General features: G+C 55.1%; 17 protein-coding genes. 14 read left to right on the top strand and 3 right to left on the bottom strand.

Annotated elements, in window-relative coordinates:
* Positions 1–255: 255 nt before the first annotated feature.
* Genes I9187_RS19030 through I9187_RS19015 form a run of 4 tightly spaced genes read left to right on the top strand, consistent with a single transcriptional unit; the run spans position 256 to position 2,354 of the window.
* On the top strand, positions 256–687 hold the full coding sequence (locus I9187_RS19030; RefSeq protein WP_170787093.1) for a cytochrome c: 432 nt from the start codon (positions 256–258) through the stop codon (positions 685–687).
* A gap of 10 nt (positions 688–697) precedes the next feature.
* On the top strand, positions 698–1,039 hold the full coding sequence (locus tag I9187_RS19025) for a copper resistance CopC family protein (protein ID WP_171181708.1): 342 nt from the start codon (positions 698–700) through the stop codon (positions 1,037–1,039).
* Between the two features lie 2 nt (positions 1,040–1,041).
* The gene (locus I9187_RS19020; RefSeq protein WP_171619873.1) at positions 1,042–1,908 is read left to right on the top strand and encodes a CopD family protein; all 867 of its coding nucleotides are present in this window, start codon (positions 1,042–1,044) and stop codon (positions 1,906–1,908) included.
* Positions 1,909–1,919: 11 nt separating this feature from the next.
* Positions 1,920–2,354: a cytochrome c gene (locus tag I9187_RS19015; protein ID WP_171181712.1), complete on the top strand. Its 435-nt coding sequence runs from the start codon at positions 1,920–1,922 to the stop codon at positions 2,352–2,354.
* Between the two features lie 143 nt (positions 2,355–2,497).
* On the opposite strand, the gene I9187_RS19010 is transcribed toward I9187_RS19015, so the two are convergent.
* From I9187_RS19010 to I9187_RS19000, 3 genes are all read right to left on the bottom strand, one after another.
* Positions 2,498–3,112 (bottom strand): transmembrane anchor protein, encoded by a 615-nt coding sequence (locus I9187_RS19010; RefSeq protein WP_171235952.1) that lies wholly within the window; start codon positions 3,110–3,112, stop codon positions 2,498–2,500.
* Between the two features lie 12 nt (positions 3,113–3,124).
* Complete coding sequence (locus I9187_RS19005; protein ID WP_245223309.1) at positions 3,125–3,778, bottom strand: HupE/UreJ family protein; 654 nt, start codon at positions 3,776–3,778, stop codon at positions 3,125–3,127.
* Positions 3,779–4,735: 957 nt separating this feature from the next.
* On the bottom strand, positions 4,736–5,980 hold the full coding sequence (locus I9187_RS19000) for an adenylate cyclase (RefSeq protein ID WP_171181720.1): 1,245 nt from the start codon (positions 5,978–5,980) through the stop codon (positions 4,736–4,738).
* Positions 5,981–6,215: 235 nt separating this feature from the next.
* On the opposite strand from I9187_RS19000, the gene I9187_RS18995 reads away from it, so the two are divergent.
* The 10 genes from I9187_RS18995 to I9187_RS18950 all read left to right on the top strand — a co-directional run bounded on the left by I9187_RS18995 (position 6,216) and on the right by I9187_RS18950 (position 16,827).
* A complete protein-coding gene (locus tag I9187_RS18995; RefSeq protein WP_171181722.1) occupies positions 6,216–6,458 on the top strand; it encodes a hypothetical protein in 243 nt (80 codons plus the stop codon).
* Between the two features lie 36 nt (positions 6,459–6,494).
* Positions 6,495–8,123, top strand: coding sequence for a sulfatase-like hydrolase/transferase (locus tag I9187_RS18990; RefSeq protein WP_245223303.1), 1,629 nt, complete (start codon positions 6,495–6,497; stop codon positions 8,121–8,123).
* A 66-nt stretch (positions 8,124–8,189) separates the two neighbouring features.
* A complete protein-coding gene (locus tag I9187_RS18985; RefSeq protein WP_171235947.1) occupies positions 8,190–8,936 on the top strand; it encodes a hypothetical protein in 747 nt (248 codons plus the stop codon).
* 349 nt (positions 8,937–9,285) lie between these two features.
* A complete protein-coding gene (locus I9187_RS18980; RefSeq protein ID WP_171181728.1) occupies positions 9,286–10,311 on the top strand; it encodes a LacI family DNA-binding transcriptional regulator in 1,026 nt (341 codons plus the stop codon).
* A 94-nt stretch (positions 10,312–10,405) separates the two neighbouring features.
* Positions 10,406–11,710, top strand: a complete 1,305-nt coding sequence (locus I9187_RS18975) for a sugar ABC transporter substrate-binding protein (protein WP_171181730.1) — start codon at positions 10,406–10,408, stop codon at positions 11,708–11,710.
* Positions 11,711–11,822: 112 nt separating this feature from the next.
* Positions 11,823–12,689, top strand: coding sequence for a sugar ABC transporter permease (locus tag I9187_RS18970; RefSeq protein WP_171181732.1), 867 nt, complete (start codon positions 11,823–11,825; stop codon positions 12,687–12,689).
* A 12-nt stretch (positions 12,690–12,701) separates the two neighbouring features.
* The gene (locus tag I9187_RS18965; RefSeq protein ID WP_170614620.1) at positions 12,702–13,532 is read left to right on the top strand and encodes a carbohydrate ABC transporter permease; all 831 of its coding nucleotides are present in this window, start codon (positions 12,702–12,704) and stop codon (positions 13,530–13,532) included.
* 12 nt (positions 13,533–13,544) lie between these two features.
* A complete protein-coding gene (locus I9187_RS18960; RefSeq protein WP_171619879.1) occupies positions 13,545–14,549 on the top strand; it encodes an ABC transporter ATP-binding protein in 1,005 nt (334 codons plus the stop codon).
* The gene (locus I9187_RS18955) at positions 14,546–15,319 is read left to right on the top strand and encodes an L-iditol 2-dehydrogenase (protein WP_171728179.1); all 774 of its coding nucleotides are present in this window, start codon (positions 14,546–14,548) and stop codon (positions 15,317–15,319) included. Before I9187_RS18960 ends, I9187_RS18955 begins: the two co-directional genes overlap by 4 nt.
* Positions 15,319–16,827 (top strand): mannitol dehydrogenase family protein, encoded by a 1,509-nt coding sequence (locus I9187_RS18950; RefSeq protein ID WP_171728180.1) that lies wholly within the window; start codon positions 15,319–15,321, stop codon positions 16,825–16,827. The genes I9187_RS18955 and I9187_RS18950 overlap by 1 nt, the downstream gene beginning before the upstream one ends.
* Positions 16,828–17,062 lie beyond the last annotated feature (235 nt).

The following is a 17,062-nucleotide window of genomic DNA, read 5'->3' as shown; positions in this document are numbered from 1 at the left end:
ACCGGAGAATGTAATCCCTTTATCTGCCAAGTAGTGGTATTGCTCGTCGAGAACGGTGAACCCGCTCAAGGTCAACGTGATATTGACCTAGAGCTCCAGGATAGTGCCCAAGCCAAGCTGAATGAACCAGATAGCCCATACAGGCCCCCTGACCTTTGAAGCAGCGTAAATCCTTGCGGACGCAAGCGACAAGCCCGTGCGGCTGTTCGCGATGTTTCGCAGCACTAACAGCTTCCAAAATGTCAGGACCAATCTATGAAAAAAAGATACTTAACAATAGGCCTATGCACCGTCGCTGCTGTCGCCGCTTTCACAACTCTTCGGCCCGGTTCAATCGAAGAGGCCGCACCACAGGAACCACTTGAAGGCGATGCTATGGTCGCAATTCAGATGCCGCCCATCGAGGGTAACGCTGAAATCGGCCAGCGTGTCTTTGAGGTCTCCTGCGCCTCTTGCCATGGTGTCAATGCGGTCGGTGTGGAAGGCGCAGGACCGCCTCTGATCCACAAGATCTACGAACCCAGCCACCACGCGGATGAAGCCTTTCAGAGGGCAGTTTCACAAGGTGTGAGAAGCCACCATTGGCAGTTTGGCGACATGCCGCCCGTGGAAGGTCTGACGCGAGGTGACGTTGCCATGGTGATCGCGTACATTCGTGAAATTCAACGTGCCAACGGGATAAATTGAGGACAGGACCATGAAAAAGTTCATAACACTCGCACTCATGGCTGCCCTTCCCAGCGGCGTACTCGCGCATTCCAAGATCGAAGAAACAACTCCTGCCGACGGAGCCACAATAACCACTGTGCCCGCTGAAATTGGCCTCAACTTCTCTAAGGATATCCGGTTGACACGGATACAGATGGCCCATGAAGAACACTCGGCCGTAAGCCTGGATTTGGGCGACCAGACAAATTTTGGTCAGGAGTTCACGATCCCACTGCCGAGCAATGGAACGGGCACCTATGTCATCGAATGGCGTGGTTTAGGTGAAGACGGCCATGCGATGCAGGGCAAGTTTTCCTTTACCGTGGAATGAGCATGCCAGACATTTGGGGTATTGCCTCGATCCTCGCAAAGCTAGGGCTCTACATCGGCTTTGCGGGGTCCACCGGGCTTGTGATTGTTAGTTACCTCTATTCCGGCTTTGTCGCACCGATTAGCCTCGGGATAAAACGCCAAGCTAGAGCCTTAGCGTGGCTTGCTCTCGCCGCAACGGTTGTTGGTTTCCTGCTTCGTGGAGCCGCCTTAACAGGCGGAGTTGACGGCATGGTCGATCCAGAAATGCTTGGTCTGCTTTGGCAGACATCCGTGGGAGACGCCTTTGTCTACCGCCTTATCGGCGCAGTGTTGATCCTTGTGGGGCTGTCTGTTCCTCGCTTTGGTCAATGGATCGCACTGTTGGGTGGCACAGTGGCTTTGTGGTCCTTTGCACAGATCGGGCACGTACCCGAGCTAGAGAGTGTCGGCATCCAGCTCTTGCTGCTATTGCACCTGCTATGTGTAGCCTTCTGGGTGGGCATATTTAGCCCGCTGCGGAGTTTGGCTCTCATGCCTGAACATCTGACAGATGCTGCTGGACTGGGGCACAGGTTTGGACAAGCTGCTGCATTGATTGTTCCGACTTTGATCGTGGCAGGTCTCTGGATGGCTTGGTTGCTTGTTGGCAATCTCCAAGGGCTCTTGTTCACTGGCTACGGGCAGGCACTGTTGTTCAAAGTGTTGCTGGTGGGGCTTTTGTTGATACTCGCCGCAGCGAACAAGCTCCGATTTGTTCCGTCCATGCAAAGCGGAGATGCTAAAGCAGCGCGACACCTCGCCCGATCTATCGAGGTGGAGGCAATAGTCGTATTAGTGGTTTTGGCGACAACAGCCACACTCACGAGCGTACTAACGCTTCCGAGTTAAGGTAGGCAGAGATGAAAAAACACCTTTCCGCACTTGCTATATGCTGCATTGGTACCAGCGTCGCTGCAGACCATGAGTTGTTAGATAGAGACCTTGCGAATGGGCAGGAACTCTATGCAGAGCACTGCGCCTCATGCCATGGAGTTAATCTGGAAGGCCAACCCAACTGGCAGACACCCGACGATGACGGAGTGTTGCCTGCTCCACCACATGACGTGACAGGGCACACATGGCACCATGATAATCAGCTGCTGTTCGAGTATACCAAACTAGGTGGGGCAGACGCGTTGGCAGCACGCGGTGTTAAAGACTTTAACAGTGGCATGCCCGGCTTTGAAAGCACCCTGACTGACGAAGACATATGGGACGTGCTGGCCTACATACGTTCCACTTGGCCTGACGATGTTCAACAGATGCAGGCTAGTCGCAACCTGCCGCACCAATAGAAGACATTATTCCAGAGTGGGTTTGGGTACTGGCCGCAGAAGGCGTCTCGGGTAGTGAACTAATCAGCATACACCAATTACTTGAGAACTCGAACTGGAGTTTTGATGCCGCGCACCACTGTTTTGATGCGCGGCTTGCGACATTACTCGCTCCGAACGATGTCCGAGTAAGCACCATTTAGGTTGAGTGTGACGGTTACCGCCTCATCGTCCCTGTTTCGCCAGAACCAGCCGTGATCACCGGCGAAGGGGGTTTCAAAACTGCCCTCGCCTTCGTTTTGACCGCGCCCCTTCTCGTAGGTCACGTTTTGGTCGCCCGCATGCGCGTGGAGGTCGAAGTTGATACGACCACCTTCAGCCGCCCACGCGTAAAAGAGGGTCGCGCCCTCTTCCATAGTTGCCTTAATCTCGGTGAACTCGCCAGGTTCGAGCGTGAACGTGATTGTATCCTGCCACGCCTCCTGAGCAAGTGCTGTGCCAACGAACAGACCGAATACGTTATCCCATAAGCTTGACGACTGATCGGCCCCATGAAGCTGTTGGTCTTGTTCGGCTTCATCCGCCAGGTCCTGTTTGATTTCACCCATCTCGGTCAGGCCAAGCACGCGCCCTGCACCCGTTGGGTCGATCCCGTATTCCGCAGGCAGCACAACAGCGACCAGTATTGCCACGGCGCTGACAGCCGCGATGATGGTGGACCGAAGGAGTTGGGCTGAGCTTGGTAACTCTTCGAGGCTCGGTTTCTTTGCGTTAAACATTTGTGGGGTTCCTTATGCGGCCACAAAATAGCCGGTGAGTTGGTATCCCATCAGCACAAAGCCGATGGTCATCATGACGACATTGACGGTGTAGGCTTGTTCGAAAAACTTGGCGCTCTTTCGCCAGTACCCCATGACGATGAGGATGGCAGCCAATGCCAGAAGTTGCCCGATCTCGACGCCAACGTTGAACGCCAGGAGGTTGGGCAGAAGCCCGTCTGGTGCGATCTGGTAGTCGAGTATCTTCGTGGCCAAGCCGGTGCCGTGAAACAGGCCGAAGATGAAAGTCGCCGCCTTGGTGTTGGGCTGAAAGCCGAACCAACGTTGATAGGCCCCTAGGTTGTCGAGTGCCTTGTAGACAACGGACAACCCAATGATGGCATCCACAATGTATGAACTGATGCCCCAGCCAAACCAGACGCCTGCAAGCATCGTGATGGAATGCCCCACTGCAAAGAGGCTCACGTAGACTGCAACGTCTTTCGACCGATAGAGGAAGAAGACGACGCCAAGGAGGAACAGGATATGGTCGTAGCCCGTCACCATATGTTTGGCGCCGAGGTACATGAAGGGGATGATGTGCACGCCCCAGATTTCTTGGATGTAGCCAGCATCGCCGGGCGTAACATCATGCGCCAAAGCTGCGCTGGTCGATAGCAGCAACATGGATAGGACGAAGAACGCGAGACGCTTAGAATTGCGTCTGACGCCTTCAATGAAGGTTCTCATGGAGTAACTCCGCTTAGTATTTAGATTGATCGGTGATGCGCATGAACTGCGCAGTGCCGATCAAGCGCGCGGAGGTCGGTCTATTCTGAACTTACGGGTGGGGCCGTTGGCCGAAGCTAGCCGCCGCCACGCCTCGCCTATGTGCAATTCAGGAGCAGTGCTGGGACCACTGGAGAGAAACGCCTGGTTGTGGTCATGATCGGCCACATCGTGGCTATGACCGTGCATCGCCCAAAAGAGGTCTTCTTCAAACCCATGTGAGTGGCCATGATCTTCGACCATTTCCAGATGATCTTGGATTGTCTCAAAAATCGCCGGTGCGTGCGAGAATGATGGCGTTACGGACCAAACGACCAACGCGAGACAGAGGACAGCTAGGCCAGCCCTCAAAAAGTGTTGGTATGCCCGTTTCATTGCATGTGCCCGCCTGTCAGTCACGACTTTCTCGCCGCCGTCGAAGTTATGTTTTGTCTACAATAGTGCTCGCCTCATGGTCAATTGCGTCTAACTACCCTGCGCAATGTGCAGCAGGGGTGACTGCGATACTGCGCGACTATAGTTTCGATAGCATCAACTTCTCCTCGATCAACAGAACACTATAAATCACTGTTGGGAGCAATAGACGACCACATGCTGCATACTACTGTGGAAGGGAACAGGGTGTTAACCAACTGATAGAGCAAACAAAAAACCAGACCCATAGATGCACTGACAAACAAACATTTGTACACACTTCGGTGTGGCACACTGTAAACCAACACACCACAATAGTGTTTACTATCAGTGCATTAGGCGTTCGGCGGCATTTCCCTAGGCTCCATCAAGACTTTCACGTGACCACACACCCCTCGCCGAAGCCATCAGGTTTCATTGCCACTGCTGAAGTGCGCAACTTTAGCGCGAGTTGCCTGGTCGCCAATTGGCCTGTCTCATAGCCTCACCAAGGTCTTTCCCATATTTTGGGTCCGCGAACAGCTTTTGAAACAGCGCGTCCACGCGACTGTCGGGCCACTCACGTGACAGTTTTTCTGACAGGGCCTGCGCTTTGCTTTCGTTGCCTAACATCTGATAAGACGCCATCAGGTAAGCAACAGACACAGGTCCGACAGGGCCGCCATTTTCGGTTGCTTGTTCAAAGGCTGATACAGCGCCTTCGTAGTCCTTCAAATGAAACTTGGCCGACCCCATTGCGTTTTGAAACACATATCCACGCTCGAGGTCGAATTTCGACCGCGCGTCCTCACTGATCACAATGACTTCTTCAAACGAACCCGAGTACAGCATTATCAGTGACACAAACTCCAATACATGAACGTCATTGGGCGCCAAACGCTGTGCTCTTTGGGCAGCCTCCATGGCCTCTGGCCAGTTATTTTTGGCGAATTCGACCCAAGCTTTTGCGGATTGGCTCCAACCCGTTTCCGGGGCCAACTCGACGGCCCTATTGGCTCGCGTGTCTGCGTAGCTCAACATGCTACTGGCCAGATCGGGATCCGGTGTCAGCACAGCAATCGTCGCCGCAACCTGCGCGGCGCCCGCATGGCCGCCAAAATAGCTTTCGTCGTTCTCGATCGCCCCTTTGAATATGGTCAAGGCCGCGTCAAGTCGCGCGGGTTCCAGGGCCGGAAAGATCAGGTCCCGACCAGTATTGGCCAGATTTACAGCCTGAAGGCGCATTGGAGAGGCATCAAAAATGGCGCTGCGCTCATCTCGGCTCAGGCCGTCGACTGGCAAATCGGTTGCGCTGTCCTGCCATGTCGAAGCCAACCAAAAAGCAATCACACAACAGCCCAGTAAGAAAACCCCAGCGATCCCTGCACCTGGCTTTACCCATGCAGTCGCCTTGGTTTCAAACTTTGGGGTCTCAGGCAGAGCCGCCTCACCCAACCTTTTCGAGATCAGCGGGGCGTATCCGCCCTTTGGCAGGTCGAACACCGTTTTCTCGTCGCGCCCATCTGTGGCGTAGTATTCGGCAAGCTTGCGGCGCAAGCGACCAGCATCCACCCGCACCACGTTTTCGCGGCGCGGCATCTCGGACATTGATCCGCCATAGACATCCATCGCAATCGTTTTGGCCCGAATGTCGTCGGCCCGACCGTTCAGAGATTCCTCGACCACATACACAAGAAAGTCCTGCAATCTCTGTGATCCCTCGAAGGTCGAAGACCTCACAAGCCGCTGAAGCGCGGCCTGAACATCCTCGGCACTAGGGTTTTTCCCCTCATTCACCACTGCTGATGATCCTCGGATAACACAATTTTTTCAAAAAGTTACACCCCTCGTTATACCGTATTATGCCCCGATAAACCTATTGAAAGAAGTGAATTTGTTGTTCGATCGAGAAAACGTCTTACCCATCAAACGTGCCGCCCAAATGAAAAGCAACGCCATTGAGACATTGTTTCCCAAGAACAAGGCCGCAATCGCGGACTTACGCCGTAGGGATCCTGTATTCGACGAGATTTGCAGGGACTACCAGCTTCTGAGTGAAGAATACCTCTCGATAAACGCTGAGCCGGGAAGTGAATCCGACCGGTTCGCCTGCGATATCCGTGAAACCCTGAATGGGCTTCGAGATGAAATTGCCCAATCGCTGCGGCGCGCGGGGAAGATGTAATTCAAACACGGGGAAGGGATACCAATGAGGTCAGTATTGATACACACCGCGGCCATGGTGCTGACGGCAGGCACGAGCTTTGCTCAGGATGCGCCTATCATTCGTGACGGAGAATTTGAATATCTTCGCGCACAGTTTGGAGAGCAATGGGATGCTCAGGATACAGAAATTGAAGCAAAGCTTGCCGAGATCCGAGACGCCAATGGCGGCAAGCCACCCAATATCCTCTACATTCTGATAGACGATGTCAGCTTTGGTCAGATGGGCAACCGGACGATGAACTACGTCACCGGCTTTGACACGCCCAACATCAACGACTTTGCCACGCAAGGCATGTCTTTGATGAGAATGTATACCGAGCCCTCCTGCACACCGACACGAACGGCCATGCTGACCGGTCGCCATCCGGTACGTGCCGGTGTGGAGGAGGTCAAAGTAGCGTTGGTTGGCGAAGGTCTTTCAGCCGAGGAGGTCACGATTGCCGAAATCCTGAAGGAAGAAGGCTATAACACAGCGCATGTCGGGAAGTGGCATCAGGGCGATATAGAACAGGCCTACCCGCACAATCAGGGTTTTGATTGGGCGGCCTTCCCCTTGCATCAACAGGTTCAGCTCAGCCTGATGACACGGGACGCCATGGTTGCAAACAACATGCTTGGCTTCCATCCGTCGGGTCAGTCGAACCAATTCCAGCTGGACGAGCGGTTCAAACCCTACGGCCTGGTAACCGGCGTGGAAGCGGAAGCTGGCGGTCTGGCGCGCGAAGTCGACATGGCGCCGGGCGAAGAGTGGACTCAGGCTAAATACGAGGAAATGAACCTGCGCTATCAGCGGCAAGCACTGGAGCAGCTTGAGCGGCTCGCAGCACAGGACAACCCGTTTTTCATGCAGTATTGGCCGCTCTATCCACTGAACTTTGCCTATCCCGATCAAGCCGTATCCCGCAATGGAGGCTTCCATGCCGACAAGTTGCAAGTTCTGGACGGCTGGATCGGGGATGTGCTGACCAAACTTGATGAAACCGGCAAAGCAGACAACACCATTGTCGTGATCATGGCTGACAATGGCTTGATGTATCACTACGAAGAAGCGTCCGGCCTGAACCAACTGATTTATCGCGGCGGCAAGACACAGCATCTTGAAGGCGGCGTGCGCACAGATACGTTCATCCGGTGGCCCGCCGCGATTGAGCCGGGCAGCGCAGCAGGTGACATCGTGCATGTCTCGGATCTGTTTACAACCTTTGCCCGTATCGCAGGCGCAACGGACCACATTCCGCGCGACCGCGTGATTGACGGTATTGACCAGACGGCGCTGTTGCTTGAGGGCGAAGGCAATTCGCGCCGCGACTTTGTTTATGTTTACGAAGGGCCCGTCTTACGCTCGGTGGTCAAGCAAGAGTTCAAGATGCATCTTCCAGCCCCTGGACAGCCCGGCGCTGCGGCACCCGTTTTCAATGTCTATCGCGACCCACGTGAAGAACATCCGCTTGTCGGGTACTCGCTTTGGTCCGGGGCGTCCTTCCAGGACATGGTCAAGCGCCACCAGAAAACCATCGCAAAGCACCCCCATCTGCCACTCGGAAAAGGTGTGCCTTATGAAGGCATAGAAAACCTTCGCCCTGAAAGCGAACTGACCCGAGACGTTTTCTCTAGCTGGCAATGACGAATTCAGACGGCGGTACCAAACCGCCGCCGTCTAATTACCCGCACCCATTCCGTCAGGTGAACTATGTCACGAATTTCCCTTTGCTCTGCTTTCCTGACCTCAGCGCAGCTTATGGTGGGTGCTGCCGCCGAAGCCGAAGAAAATGCTTCAAATCCACTGGCTGCAGTGAACAACACCGACATTCGCTATCAGTATTTCGATCTCGAAGGGGATGTCGACCGTCAGGATGCTTTCATCGACGGTGCATACATGTTGCGCCCCAATCTGAAACTGAAATATGAGCTTCACTACAACTCGACGAACGCGACCGGCACGCGGTTCAGTGGATTTGAAAAGACCAATTTCAAGCTGATCTATTTCCCCTCACAGCAGCCCCTGAATGACACCTGGAGCGTCAAATCCGCGCTTGGTTTGGAGTGGATACTTGATTTTGGCGAGCCGAACGAAGGCATCGGAACCGGATCGGATCAGATTGCACCATTTGGCGGGTTCGCCTTCGCAAATGCGAACACCGGATTGACTTTGATCCCTTTGGTCCAACACTTCGCTTCCTATAACGGTCCGACCGATATCAGCCAAACAGCGATGCGCCTGATTGCGCTTCAGCCGTTTGGTGATGGGTATTGGATCAAAGCGGATATCAAAGCGCCATACGATTGGGAGAATGACGCCTGGCCCGCCACTGCAGAATTCCAGATCGGTAAGAACTTCAGCCCCAGAGTTGCTCTCTATGCTGATATTCTGATCGGCATCGGTGCAGACCGCCCCTATGACCAAGGTGCCGGAATTGGGCTGAGATTCAACTACTAGCCTTCGCGACTGAAATGGGTCGCCCCAATACTCCATTCCCGGTCAACTTTCGCCGTAGGAATTGCCACGGTTTTGTAACGCCTGCGGAGTCTTACCTGCGCTCACATTCAAATATTGTTACTTTAGCGTCGACCATGACTATACCCAGAGCGCCGGAGCATTTGCCCGTGACCTAGCCCATCGTGGCCCTGTTTTAGCATCAAGAGTTTTCTAAAGTGAGTTTGTGAAGCCCGCGCCCCGCCCAAACAAAGATGTGGAAATTGTCTGGCTATTGATTTTCTTGGCGCGCGCAAAGAATATGTAAAAACATGATAAGATTAAGGCGGCTGAGTTCCGCAGGCAGACTGGCATGACCAAAATTAAGAACATGGAAGAATTCGCGGCCCTAAGCGGGATATCGCGGCCTACAGTTTCAAAGTATTTCCATGATCCCGATAGCGTTCGCCCAACAACACGGGCGCGCATAGAGGAGGCGCTGGAACGGTTTGACTACCGCCCGAACATCTATGCAGTGAACCAAAACCGGAAGCTTACAAAGAATATTGGCATCGTCGTGCCCTATCTGGCCGATCCGTTCTTTGCCGAAATCGCGCGCTATCTGGAACAATCCTGCATTGCAGCCGGCTATCGCCCATCCCTGTTCAGCTCACATGGCGAACAAAAGCTCGAGAACGAGATCCTGGATGGGCTGCAATCCTTGAAACCCGCAGGAGTGCTTTTGGCACCTTTGGGGCGTACCTCGGACAGATCTACTATCGAAAAGTTCTGTGCCAATGTGCCGACAATCCTGTTCGACAGTAACCTTGATGGCCTGGGGGCAGCCTTTGTCGGTTCGGATAACTTTAGCTTTGTGTCGCAGACCGTGGAGTACATGACAAGGACAGGTGAGCCACCTTCCTTTTTTGAAATGCGCACGCCCGCAAACCCAAACGCGAATAAACGACGTAAGGCCTATGTCGACGTGATGGAGCGGTTGGGCTTCGAGCCACATATCATTAAAGTCGATGGCACAGGCTGGGCCTTTGAAGAGATCGGCCACCGAGGCGCATTGAAAGTCCTGCAAGAGCGCGGGCTGAAGACAGATTCTGTTTTGTGCAGCAACGACCGGTTGGCCATCGGCTTTCTGGCAGCCTGTTTCGAACAAGGGATTCGGGTTGGTCGGAAAGAAGATTGTTCGCTTCGTGTCGCCTCAAACGATGACCACCCATTCGCAAAGTTTACCTGTCCCTCTTTGACGACAGCTGCGCATGACTACGATAATGTAGCCGGCCGAAGCGTCGAAACTTTGTTCGAACTCATTGAAAGTGGTGGGAAATTCTCAACGCGCACTGAAACCTTGTTCCCCGCGCGACTTGTCTTGAGGGATTCTGCATAATTTAACTTTTTAACGCGCGTAAAGTTTTTATTGACGGCGCGACAACTTACACTCTAGGCTCTCTGTACGACATCCAAGCTCAGGGAGGACAGGGATGTATCTGAAGAACGCACTTCGTGCGGCGACTGCACTGACTTTCGTCGCAACGGCAGCGGCTCATGCACAATCCATCACGATCGCCACTGTGAACAACGGCGACATGATCCGGATGCAGGGCTATACCGACAAATTCACCGAAGCGACCGGCATTGATGTGGAATGGGTGACGCTGGAAGAAAACGTACTGCGCCAGCGCGTGACCACCGACATCACCACCAAAGGCGGTCAGTTCGATATCATGACCATCGGCATGTATGAGACGCCGATCTGGGGCGCAAATGGCTGGCTGGTGCCGCTGGACGGCATGTCAGACGAGTATGACGTTGACGACATCCTGCCTGCTATGGCTGGCGGTCTGAGCCACGATGGAACGCTTTACGCGGCACCTTTCTACGGCGAAAGTTCGATGATCATGTACCGAACCGATCTGATGGAGAAGGCCGGCATGGAAATGCCCGAGGCACCGACCTGGCAGTTTATCCGGGAAGCCGCGGCTGCGATGACGGACCGCGACAACGACATCAACGGCATTTGCCTGCGCGGCAAGGCCGGATGGGGTGAAGGTGGTGCCTTCATTACCGTCACCGGAAACTCATTTGGTGCGCGTTGGTTCGACGAGGACTGGAAACCCCAGTTCGATCAACCCGAATGGAAAGAAGCGCTTACATTCTTTGTCGATATGATGAGTGAATCGGGTCCGGCAGGCTATGCCACCAACGGGTTCAATGAAAACTTGTCCCTGTTCCAGCAAGGCAAGTGCGGGATGTGGATTGATGCCACTGTTGCGGCGTCTTTTGTGACCAACCCGGATGACTCGACCGTTGCAGACAAGGTCGGCTTCGCTCTGGCTCCTAACTCGGAAGGCGTAGACAAGCGCGCCAATTGGCTCTGGGCCTGGGCGTTGGCAATTCCGGCCGGCACACAGCAAGAGGATGCGGCGAAACAGTTCATCGAATGGGCAACTTCGAAAGACTACATCGAATTGGTGGCCGAAAACGAAGGCTGGGCCAATGTACCACCCGGTGCGCGGACCTCGCTCTATGAGAACCCGAACTACAAGGAAGTTCCCTTTGCGAACATGACCTTGGAGTCGATCCTGATGGCCGACCCGCAAAACTGCTGCGCACAACCAACGCCTTACACAGGCATTCAGTTCGTCGCGATCCCAGAATTTGCAGGCATCGCCACGCAGGTGAGCCAGGAGTTCTCGGCGGTCTATGCCGGACAGCAAACGGTGGAAGAAGCGCTTGAAAAAGCTCAGGCCTTTACTGCCGAAGAAATGGAAGCCGCAGGCTACTGAGGCCCCAGCTGAAGCGGGCGGGCAGCCCCCTGCCCCCCGCCACACCAGACCCTTCCCTAACCCGCGTTTATCTCGCAGGCTAAGCTACGCCTGAACAGAGAGGTTTTGCGTCATGGCTACCGAACATTCCCGATCCGTTGCTCGCCTTATGATGGCACCCGCAGTGGTCCTGCTGCTTGGCTGGATGCTCGTGCCGCTGACGATGACGCTGTACTTTTCTTTTAAAAAATACCTGCCCCTGCGTGGTGGTGACTTGGGCTGGGTTGGCTTCGACAACTATGTCCGATTTGTCTCCTCAAGCTCTTTCTGGCCAGCGGTGCAGGCGACATTGATGATCGTTGGCGGCGTTCTAGTCATAACGGTCGTGCTGGGTATCCTTCTGGCGATGCTCCTGGACCAGCCGATGTGGGGTCAGGGCGTTGTCCGCATCCTCGTGATCGCGCCCTTCTTCGTAATGCCGACCGTATCCGCGCTGGTCTGGAAGAACATGTTCATGGACCCGGTCAACGGCCTGCTGGCGCATCTGTGGCGTTTTTTCGGGGCCGAGCCGATCTCGTGGCTGTCCGAGGCGTCGATGACCTCGATCATCATGATCGTTTCGTGGCAATGGCTGCCTTTTGCAACGCTCATCCTGCTGACAGCGATCCAGTCGCTGGACAGTGAGCAGCTTGAAGCAGCGGAAATGGACGGCGCGCCGGTGCTGAAGCGCTTCTACCACATCATCCTGCCGCATCTGAGCCGCGCGATAACGATCGTGATCCTGATCCAGACCATCTTTCTTCTGTCAATCTTCGCCGAGATCTTCGTGACCACCGGCGGCGCATTCGGCACCCGTACACTCACCTACCTGATCTTCCAGCGCGTGCTGGAAAGCCAAAATGTCGGCCTTGGATCAGCCGGAGGTGTCTATGCCATCATCCTTGCCAATATCGTTGCGATCTTCCTGATGCGCATCGTCGGCAAGAACCTGGACGCGTGAGGAGGTAAGACCATGGCCCGCGCCGTCACAACCCGCCGCAAATCGCTGAACACTGCCCTTGCCTGGGCCGTCGGACTGCTGATCTTCTTCCCGATCCTCTGGACCATCCTGACCAGCTTCAAGACCGAGGCGCAGGCCATTGCCAGCCCACCGCTGTTTTTGAACTTCGACTGGACACTTGAGAACTATGCCATCGTGCAAGAACGATCGGACTATATGCGGTTCCTTTGGAATTCGGTCATCATTGCTGGTGGCTCGACCATTCTGGGTGTGATCATTGCCGTCCCCGCTGCATGGGCAATGGCCTTTGTGCCTTCAAAGCGTACCAAGGACATCCTGCTTTGGATGCTGTCCACCAAGATGCTGCCTGCGGTTGGGGTACTCTATCCCATCTACCTACTGTTCATCAGACTTGGCTTGCTGGACACGCGTGGAGGGTTGGTCGTGGTCCTGATGCTGATCAACCTGCCGATCATCGTCTGGATGCTGTATACCTATTTCCGCGAAATTCCCGGTGAGATTCTGGAAGCCGCACGGATGGACGGGGCGACGCTGAAAGAGGAAATCCTCTACGTCCTCACCCCAATGGCCATTCCCGGCATCGCCTCGACCGTGTTGTTGAACTTCATCCTGGCTTGGAACGAAGCGTTCTGGACGCTCAACCTGACGGCCGTCGACGCCGCCCCCCTGACCGCCTTCATCGCCAGTTATTCCAGCCCCGAGGGCTTGTTCTTTGCCAAGCTCAGCGCGGCCTCGACCATGGCGATTGCACCAATCCTGATCCTTGGCTGGTTCAGCCAGAAACAACTTGTACGCGGCCTGACCTTCGGCGCTGTGAAATAAGGAACACGACACATGGGACGTATTCAACTCAAGTCCGTGACCAAAAGCTTCGGCGACGTGCAGGTCATTCCACCGCTTGACCTGACCATTGAGGATGGCGAGTTCACCGTTTTCGTCGGCCCCTCGGGTTGCGGTAAGTCCACGCTATTGCGTCTGATCGCAGGGCTGGAGGATATCACCTCGGGCTCCATCGACATCGACGGTGCGGACGCCACTGATGTCCCACCCGCAAAACGAGGGTTGGCAATGGTGTTCCAGTCCTACGCTTTGTACCCACACATGACGGTACGCAAGAACATCGCCTTTCCTCTGCGTATGGCGAAACTGGATCAAGCCGAGATCGACAAGCGTGTCGAAGGCGCAGCCAGCGTCTTGAACCTGACCGACTACTTGGATCGACGCCCCGGGCAATTGTCCGGCGGTCAGCGGCAGCGTGTCGCCATCGGGCGTGCGATTGTCCGCGAGCCGGCCGCGTTTCTGTTCGATGAACCGCTTTCAAACCTCGACGCCGCGCTACGGGTTGGCATGCGGTTGGAGATCAGCGAGCTGCACGAGCGACTTGCGACCACCATGATCTACGTGACCCACGACCAAGTCGAGGCGATGACAATGGCCGACAAGATCGTCGTTCTACAAGCCGGTGTCATCGAGCAAGTTGGAAGCCCGCTAGAGCTGTACCGATCGCCCCGCAACCTGTTCGTGGCAGGTTTCATTGGCTCACCGAAGATGAACTTCATTGAAGGGCCCGAGGCCGCAAAACACGGCGCTCAAACCATCGGGATCAGACCAGAACATATTGGGGTTTCTGAAACCGAAGGGGACTGGTCCGGCGTTGTGAGCGTCTCGGAGCATCTCGGATCGGATACCTTTTTCCACGTGCACGAAACCGGTCTGGCAGAAACAATCACCGTCCGTGCAGATGGCGAGGTTGGATTTCGTCACGGAGATCGCATTCACCTGACCCCACGGACGGATGTAATCCACCGGTTTGACGCGCAAGGTCTGCGTATCGAATGACACGTCTGGCAGGCAAAACCGCCCTGATCACCGGGGCCGCAAGGGGCATCGGGCTGGCCTTTGCCAAGGCCTATGTGGCCGAGGGCGCACGTGTTGCCATCGCTGACATCGATTTTCAACGCGCGCAGGTCGCAGCCGCCGAATTTGGCGAGGATGCAATTGCAATCGAGATGGACGTGACCAAACAGCAGAGCATAGACGCGGCCGTCGCCATAACAGCCTCCTGCCTTGGCCCCATCGACATCCTCATCAACAACGCGGCCATCTTCACGGCCGCACCAATCGTTGAGATCGAGCGTTCCGACTACACCCGTGTTTTCGACATCAACGTCGCTGGTGCATTGTTCACAATGCAATCGGTCGCGCGCCATATGATCGAACACGGCACCAAGGGCCGGATCATCAACATGGCGTCGCAGGCCGGGCGCAGAGGCGAGCCCTTGGTCGCGGTATACTGCGCCAGCAAAGCCGCGATCATATCTCTGACCCAATCTGCCGGGCTGAACCTGGTCACTCATGGGATCAATGTGAACGCAATAGCTCCAGGCGTGGTTGACGGCGAGCACTGGGACGGAGTGGATGCTTTCTTTGCGAAATACGAAGGCAAAGCCCCCGGTCAAAAGAAACGCGAAGTGGCAGCATCTGTGCCGTATGGCCGAATGGGTTGCGCCGAAGACCTGACCGGCATGGCGGTGTTTTTGGCGTCGGACGATGCGAAATACATTGTCGCACAAACCTACAACGTCGATGGTGGGAACTGGATGAGCTGATGGACCCCGTGGCGAACGCAAAAACTCCGGTACGATTGCGGCGTGACAGGCTTGAAGACCTGCCCGTAACAGTCAGGACACCTGCATATGCCCCCTCGGATCTGACGCCGGGCATAGTGCATATCGGGTTGGGAAATTTTCACCGCGCGCATCAGGCCTGGTACATTCACCAGCTTATGCAGCAAGGTCAGGCCCGCGATTGGGCGATCATCGGCGCAGGTGTTCGAAGCTACGACGCCGAAATGCGAAGTAAGCTGCTGGAGCAGGATTGCCTGACAACGCTGATCGAGCTGAATCCGAACGGCGTATCAGCCGAGGTGATTGGTCCGATGATCGACTACCTGCCGATTGAGCCGGGCAACACAGCGCTGACCGTCAAGATGGCAGACCCTTCCATCCGTATTGTGTCCTTAACTGTTACCGAAGGCGGGTACTATCTGGACGCCAATACCGGCGCTTTCGATACACATCACGAAGACATTCGTCATGACGCGGCCAACCCAAATCAACCACGCACAGTTTTCGGAGCCATGGTTGCAGCCCTCAGACAACGACGAATGAAAGGCATCACCCCCTTCACGGCGCTGAGCTGCGATAACCTTCAGGGCAACGGGACAATCCTGCGAAACTGCGTTGTAGGTTTGGCGCGGATGTCCGATCCTGATCTGGCCGACTGGATCGACCAAAACGGCGCGTTCCCAAACTCGATGGTCGACAGCATCGTGCCGGCGACGACGGAACAAGTAGTATCTCAATGCAGGGCACTTGGCATCGATGACCGCGCTCCGGTCTCGCACGAGAACTTCCGCCAGTGGGTGATCGAGGATGACTTTTGCGCAGGTCGGCCGCCATTGGAACAGGTCGGGGTGACGCTGACTCACAATGTTCACAGCTATGAGACGATGAAGCTGCGGATTTTGAACGGAGGACACCAACTGCTTGCAAATGTCGGGGAAATCTTGAACGTCCCGACGATTTCCGACTGTATGCAGGATTCGGACATCCTGGCTTTTTTCGGAAAGGTTCAATCCGAAGAAATTCTTCCTCATGTCGACGCCGTTCCCGGAACCACCGCGAAAGAGTATCTTGAGCTGGTCGAGACGCGATTTGCGAACACCGCGATTCACGATACGACGCGCAGGGTTGCGTTTGACGGATCGGCACGACACCCAGGGTTCCTGCTGCCATCGCTGCGCGACGCATTGGCGTCTGGATCTTCTGTGAACGGGCTGGCGCTGGCCGAAGCGTTTTGGTGCCGAATGTGTGCCGGTGTTCGGGAAGACGGCTCTGAAATCGTGCCCAATGACCCGCAATGGCAGAACTTGCAAAAAACCGCATTAGCGTCCCGATCTGACCCAGAGTGTTGGCTGCAACAAGCCCAGTACTATGGTGAGATTGGGCGCAATACACGTTTTGCCGATGCCTTTACGTCCACGGTGTCTGAGATATGGCAAAACGGTAGCCGAGCAGTCCTATCAGAATACGTCGCTGAAACCTCAATACCGTGAGGATCGCAAATTGAAAAAACGGTCAGCTCTGTAGGCAACTTGCTGCTTTTACAGCAGGAACCGAGGCATTGGTTCAGGTTTGGGTATCTTCCCAGGCAAATACTGTCGCAAGTATTTCTTTCATCATACTGCGGCCAAAGCGAAGCAGCCATCAATCCTCCGCGCAAATGAGGCCTAGTGAAAGCCCACCAAGTACTTTGGGACTTGTTTCCGCGTGCATTCGCGTCAGTAGTTC

This window comes from Ruegeria sp. HKCCE4148 (assembly GCF_017872495.1).
In the GTDB taxonomy this organism is placed as follows: domain Bacteria; phylum Pseudomonadota; class Alphaproteobacteria; order Rhodobacterales; family Rhodobacteraceae; genus Ruegeria.
Note: the sequence above shows the minus strand (reverse complement) of the source record. Positions and strands in the feature narration are given on the sequence as shown.

What these genes read in the sequence shown, in the direction of transcription:
- I9187_RS19030 (WP_170787093.1), top strand. Translation starts at nt 256, where the DNA reads ATGAAAAAAAGATACTTAACAATAGGCCTATGCACCGTCGCTGCTGTC.
- I9187_RS19025 (WP_171181708.1), top strand. Translation starts at nt 698, where the DNA reads ATGAAAAAGTTCATAACACTCGCACTCATGGCTGCCCTTCCCAGCGGC.
- I9187_RS19020 (WP_171619873.1), top strand. Translation starts at nt 1,042, where the DNA reads ATGCCAGACATTTGGGGTATTGCCTCGATCCTCGCAAAGCTAGGGCTC.
- I9187_RS19015 (WP_171181712.1), top strand. Translation starts at nt 1,920, where the DNA reads ATGAAAAAACACCTTTCCGCACTTGCTATATGCTGCATTGGTACCAGC.
- I9187_RS19010 (WP_171235952.1), bottom strand. Translation starts at nt 3,112, where the DNA reads ATGTTTAACGCAAAGAAACCGAGCCTCGAAGAGTTACCAAGCTCAGCC.
- I9187_RS19005 (WP_245223309.1), bottom strand. Translation starts at nt 3,778, where the DNA reads ATGTTGCTGCTATCGACCAGCGCAGCTTTGGCGCATGATGTTACGCCC.
- I9187_RS18995 (WP_171181722.1), top strand. Translation starts at nt 6,216, where the DNA reads ATGAAAAGCAACGCCATTGAGACATTGTTTCCCAAGAACAAGGCCGCA.
- I9187_RS18985 (WP_171235947.1), top strand. Translation starts at nt 8,190, where the DNA reads ATGTCACGAATTTCCCTTTGCTCTGCTTTCCTGACCTCAGCGCAGCTT.
- I9187_RS18980 (WP_171181728.1), top strand. Translation starts at nt 9,286, where the DNA reads ATGACCAAAATTAAGAACATGGAAGAATTCGCGGCCCTAAGCGGGATA.
- I9187_RS18975 (WP_171181730.1), top strand. Translation starts at nt 10,406, where the DNA reads ATGTATCTGAAGAACGCACTTCGTGCGGCGACTGCACTGACTTTCGTC.
- I9187_RS18970 (WP_171181732.1), top strand. Translation starts at nt 11,823, where the DNA reads ATGGCTACCGAACATTCCCGATCCGTTGCTCGCCTTATGATGGCACCC.
- I9187_RS18965 (WP_170614620.1), top strand. Translation starts at nt 12,702, where the DNA reads ATGGCCCGCGCCGTCACAACCCGCCGCAAATCGCTGAACACTGCCCTT.
- I9187_RS18960 (WP_171619879.1), top strand. Translation starts at nt 13,545, where the DNA reads ATGGGACGTATTCAACTCAAGTCCGTGACCAAAAGCTTCGGCGACGTG.
- I9187_RS18955 (WP_171728179.1), top strand. Translation starts at nt 14,546, where the DNA reads ATGACACGTCTGGCAGGCAAAACCGCCCTGATCACCGGGGCCGCAAGG.
- I9187_RS18950 (WP_171728180.1), top strand. Translation starts at nt 15,319, where the DNA reads ATGGACCCCGTGGCGAACGCAAAAACTCCGGTACGATTGCGGCGTGAC.